A 3,890-nucleotide genomic window follows, 5' to 3' on the forward strand; every position below is an offset into this window, starting at 1 on the left:
CTGGCAGGCCTTGCGCGCCATCCCCGCCGGCCAAACGGTTTCCTATGCGGAGATCGCGCATCGCATCGGCGCACCTAAGGCGACCCGCGCCATCGCCGCCGCCTGCGCCGCCAACAATCTTGCCGTCGCCATTCCCTGCCACCGCGTCATCCGCAAGGACGGCGCACTTTCCGGCTACGCCTGGGGCGCGGAGCGCAAGCGCGCGCTGCTCGACCGCGAGGCAGCGTCCGACAACGCCAACCGGTCGGTGCGGGCCTGACGAGGACCGGCAATGCGCGCGATGGCAAGGTCTCCCACCACCGATGCGAACATCCAGACCCAAGCTGCCGGCAGCCGCCGCGCCCCTGACGCGAAATCACGGGTGATGACCGCCATCGGCCAGATGGTCGATGATGGCAAAGCCGAATGGAGCCGCACCGCAACCGGCGAGGTTGAGTTGCGCCTGTCATCAGGCGAAGTGTTCGTGCTGGGCGAAATTTCCGTCACCCGTGTCGCATGACATCCTCAGGCGAAGTGCCAATGATCAAAATCGGCGCTCTACGGCGCCGTAGAGCACCTGCCTTGGAGATTCGAATTTGAAAGCAAGCATCGGAGTGAGCGCCAATCAGCACGTGGCTAGGGTTCAGGCACAGACAAAGGAGTGAAGGCAATGAACCTCGTACAAACCAATATTCCGGCGACAGCCACCAAGCTCGCCGCCCTCGACACCATCGCCTACGCCATCGGCGAATCCGCGATCGGTAAAATCCTGGCGGCACGCAGCGCTATCGGCGTCTGCGCCATCCTGATCGGCTCGGACGCCGACACACTGGAGCAGGATCTTGGCCATCGCTTCCCGGGCAAGCTACTGGTCGAAGACGGGGCCACCTTGCGCGACGATCTCGCGGCAATCGCGCGCTTCATCGAAATGCCTGGCGTCGGCCTCGACCTGCCGCTCGACCTGCGCCGCGGCACGCCATTCCAGCAGCGCGTGTGGGAGGCGCTCCGAGGCATCCCGTGCGGCGCCACCATCACCTACGCCGCGCTGGCCCAGCGCCTCGGCCAGCCGGACGGCGCCCGTGCCGTGGCGACGGCCTGTGCGGCCAACGCGATTGCGCTGGGCATTCCCTGCCACCGTGTTGTCCGCGCCGACGGCACGCTGTCGGGCTACCGCTGGGGCGTCGAGCGCAAGCGCGCTCTGATCGACAAGGAGGCTACGATATGAATGCCCATGCCAGGGTTGCCGCATCGGCGGTTGAAGCTGCTCGGACGCGTGTCGCCGGTTACGACTGGCCCGCCCTTGCAGCCGAACTCGACGGCTTCGGCTGCGCGGTGATCGAGAAATTGCTCTCGCCCGAAGAATGCCGGGAGATCGCCGGCCTCTATCCCAAAGAAGAGCATTTCCGCAGCCACATCCATATGGCCAGGCACGGCTTCGGCAAGGGTGAGTACCGCTATTTCCGCTATCCCTTGCCCGACCTTCTGGGCGGCCTGCGCAGCGCGCTCTATCCCAGGCTGGCCGAGGTCGCCAATCGGTGGAACGAGCGGATGGGGCAGGCCATGCGTTATCCCGCGACGCATGCCGCGTTTCTCGATCAGTGTCATGCCGCCGGCCAGACGCGGCCGACGCCGCTGCTGCTGCAATATGTGCCTGGCGACTTCAACTGCCTGCACCAGGATCTCTATGGCGACCTCGCCTTTCCGCTGCAGGTGGCGATCCTGCTCTCCGAGCCGGGCCAGGATTTCACCGGCGGTGAGTTCGCGCTGACCGAGCAGCGGCCGCGCATGCAGAGCCGGGTCGAGGTGGTGCCGCTGCGCCAGGGCGACGCCGTTGTCTTTGCCGTCCACAACCGGCCGGTGCAGGGCACCAAAGGCAATTACCGCGTCAACCTGCGTCATGGCGTCAGCCGGCTGCGCTCAGGCATGCGCCACACGGTCGGGATTATTTTTCACGATGCGAAGTGAGCAGGGAGAAGATGGAGGTCCCCCTCACCCCGCCGGTGCATAGCGACTGACCACCATGCCACAGTCATAGGTCTTCGAGCCGAGCAGCCGCAGGTTTCTAAAACCGCCCTGATCAAAAATCCGGCGGCCCGCACCCAGCACCGCCGGGTTGATGAAAAGCTGAAACTCGTCGACCAGCCCGGCCGCAATCAGCGCCGACGCGAAACCGGCGCCGCCGAACACGGCCATGTCGCCGCCCTCGCCCGCTTTCAGCGCTTTGACTTCGCGCGGCAGGTCGCCGCTGGCCACGCTCGTGCGCTCCCAGACCGGCTCCCCGGCCGATTGCTTGAGCTTATCACTGAGCACCACCTTGCGGGCGTCGACGATGCGTTGCGCAAAGGCGTAGAACGGATCGTGCGGAAACTTCTTGGCGGCATTGCCCCAATGGGTGAGATAGCCCTCCTGCGCCATCTTGCGGCTGAGCAGGATGGTATCGACCCCTGTGAAGACAGCGTTGAAGTCCTGCTTCAGCTCATCGTCCCAGGCGCTCTCGTCACCCCACTCCCAGAGCTGCCAGGAATGATCCTCGGTGGCGCCGACAAAGCCGTCGACCGACATCTGCATCTGCAGGACCAGCTTTTTCACCGTCATTCTCCTCACGGCTATCGCAAAACAGTTTACATTTGGAACTGTTGACGCAAGGCCAAAACGATGTCAATAGTAAAGTGATTTAGAAATGGAACCATAGATGGCGACGCGCGAAAAATCCGACTGCCCGATCAACCTGTCGCTCGAACTCATCGGCGACCGCTGGACGCTGCTCATCATCCGCGACATGGTCTTCGCCGGGAAAAAGCACTTTCGCGAATTCCTGCAATCCGACGAAGGCATCTCCTCGCGCACGCTGGCCGAGCGACTGCAAACGCTTCAGGACGAAGGCATCCTCACCAGAAGCGACGACCCGACGCATGGCTTGAGAACGGTCTACCGGCTGACCGAAGCAGGCATCGACCTATTGCCGGTGCTGGCGACGCTCGGCGCCTGGGGCAGCAGGCACCGCAAGGCCGACGAGAGATTGGCCAGGATTACCGATCAGTTGGCGGCAGGCGGCGAAGCGGCGCTGGAAAAGATGAAAGCGGCGCTGCGAGCGGAGCATAGTGTCTAGGCGGTTGCGTTCAAGCCGAACCGGCATGGCTGCTGCCGCACCCAATCGCCCTTCGCTTGACAACGATCCATCTTTGTTCTTTATTTGTTCCAATCTATCAGCAACTGCGGATGTGCGGTCGATGGAAACGATAGCCACCATCCTGCATGCCGATCTCGACGCTTTCTACGCCTCTGTCGAGCAGTTGCTCGATCCGTCGCTGCGCGGCAAGCCGATCGCGGTGGGCGGCGGCGTCGTGCTCGCCGCTTCCTATGAGGCGCGCGCCTTCGGCGTGCGTGGCGGCATGCCGGGGCGCAAGGCGCGCGAACTCTGCCCGCATTTGATCTTCGTCGGCGGCAATTTCAGCCATTACCAGCGGCTGGGCGATGCGGCGATCAAGGTGCTCGACGATTTTACGCCTGTAGTCGAGCGCATTTCCATCGACGAGGCGTTTGCCGACGTCGCCGGCTGCACGCATCTGTTCGGCTCGCCGCAGGAGATCGCGACAACCATCCGCCGCCGCGTGCGGGCCGAACTCGGCCTGCCGATCTCGATCGGCGTGGCGCGCACCAAGCATCTGGCCAAGATCGCCTCGCAGGTCGCCAAACCCGACGGGCTGGTGGTCGTCGAACCCGGCACCGAACTCGCCTTCCTGCATGATCTGCCGGTCGGACTGATGGGGGGCGTCGGCCCGGCGACCAGGGCGCGGCTGGCCGAGATCGGCGTCGAGACCATCGGTCAACTGGCCAGGACGCATGGCGGCGCGCTGACGCGCCTGCTCGGTCCCGCCGCCGGCGAAAAGCTCGCCGCCCTGTCCTGGAAC

General features: G+C 64.4%; 6 protein-coding genes and 1 pseudogene. 6 read left to right on the plus strand and 1 reads right to left on the minus strand.

Annotated features, from left to right (window positions below; all coding sequences use genetic code 11):
• The 4 genes from EN949_RS33560 to EN949_RS33575 form a co-directional block, all read left to right on the plus strand.
• Positions 1 to 259: methylated-DNA--[protein]-cysteine S-methyltransferase (locus EN949_RS33560; protein WP_164782631.1), on the plus strand; the 259-nt coding region annotated here is incomplete at its 5' end.
• 12 nt (positions 260 to 271) lie between these two features.
• Entirely contained in the window at positions 272 to 499 is a 228-nt protein-coding gene (locus tag EN949_RS33565; RefSeq protein WP_127367766.1) for a hypothetical protein, read from the plus strand.
• 150 nt (positions 500 to 649) lie between these two features.
• Positions 650 to 1,204, plus strand: coding sequence for a methylated-DNA--[protein]-cysteine S-methyltransferase (locus tag EN949_RS33570; protein WP_127367765.1), 555 nt, complete (start codon positions 650 to 652; stop codon positions 1,202 to 1,204).
• Positions 1,201 to 1,944, plus strand: coding sequence for a 2OG-Fe(II) oxygenase (locus EN949_RS33575; protein WP_063168578.1), 744 nt, complete (start codon positions 1,201 to 1,203; stop codon positions 1,942 to 1,944). Before EN949_RS33570 ends, EN949_RS33575 begins: the two co-directional genes overlap by 4 nt.
• A gap of 24 nt (positions 1,945 to 1,968) precedes the next feature.
• On the opposite strand, the gene EN949_RS33580 is transcribed toward EN949_RS33575, so the two are convergent.
• Positions 1,969 to 2,568: a dihydrofolate reductase family protein gene (locus EN949_RS33580; protein ID WP_127367731.1), complete on the minus strand. Its 600-nt coding sequence runs from the start codon at positions 2,566 to 2,568 to the stop codon at positions 1,969 to 1,971.
• 103 nt (positions 2,569 to 2,671) lie between these two features.
• On the opposite strand from EN949_RS33580, the gene EN949_RS33585 reads away from it, so the two are divergent.
• Entirely contained in the window at positions 2,672 to 3,088 is a 417-nt protein-coding gene (locus EN949_RS33585; RefSeq protein WP_127367732.1) for a helix-turn-helix domain-containing protein, read from the plus strand.
• Between the two features lie 121 nt (positions 3,089 to 3,209).
• Positions 3,210 to 3,890: pseudogene (locus EN949_RS33590) on the plus strand (DNA polymerase IV); the annotation flags it as partial.

Origin of the sequence: Mesorhizobium sp. M7A.F.Ca.US.007.01.2.1, from assembly GCF_003998165.1 — a bacterium.
Lineage (GTDB): Bacteria > Pseudomonadota > Alphaproteobacteria > Rhizobiales > Rhizobiaceae > Mesorhizobium > Mesorhizobium ciceri.

What these genes read in the sequence shown, in the direction of transcription:
- EN949_RS33575 (WP_063168578.1), top strand. Translation starts at nt 1,201, where the DNA reads ATGAATGCCCATGCCAGGGTTGCCGCATCGGCGGTTGAAGCTGCTCGG.
- EN949_RS33570 (WP_127367765.1), top strand. Translation starts at nt 650, where the DNA reads ATGAACCTCGTACAAACCAATATTCCGGCGACAGCCACCAAGCTCGCC.
- EN949_RS33565 (WP_127367766.1), top strand. Translation starts at nt 272, where the DNA reads ATGCGCGCGATGGCAAGGTCTCCCACCACCGATGCGAACATCCAGACC.
- EN949_RS33585 (WP_127367732.1), top strand. Translation starts at nt 2,672, where the DNA reads ATGGCGACGCGCGAAAAATCCGACTGCCCGATCAACCTGTCGCTCGAA.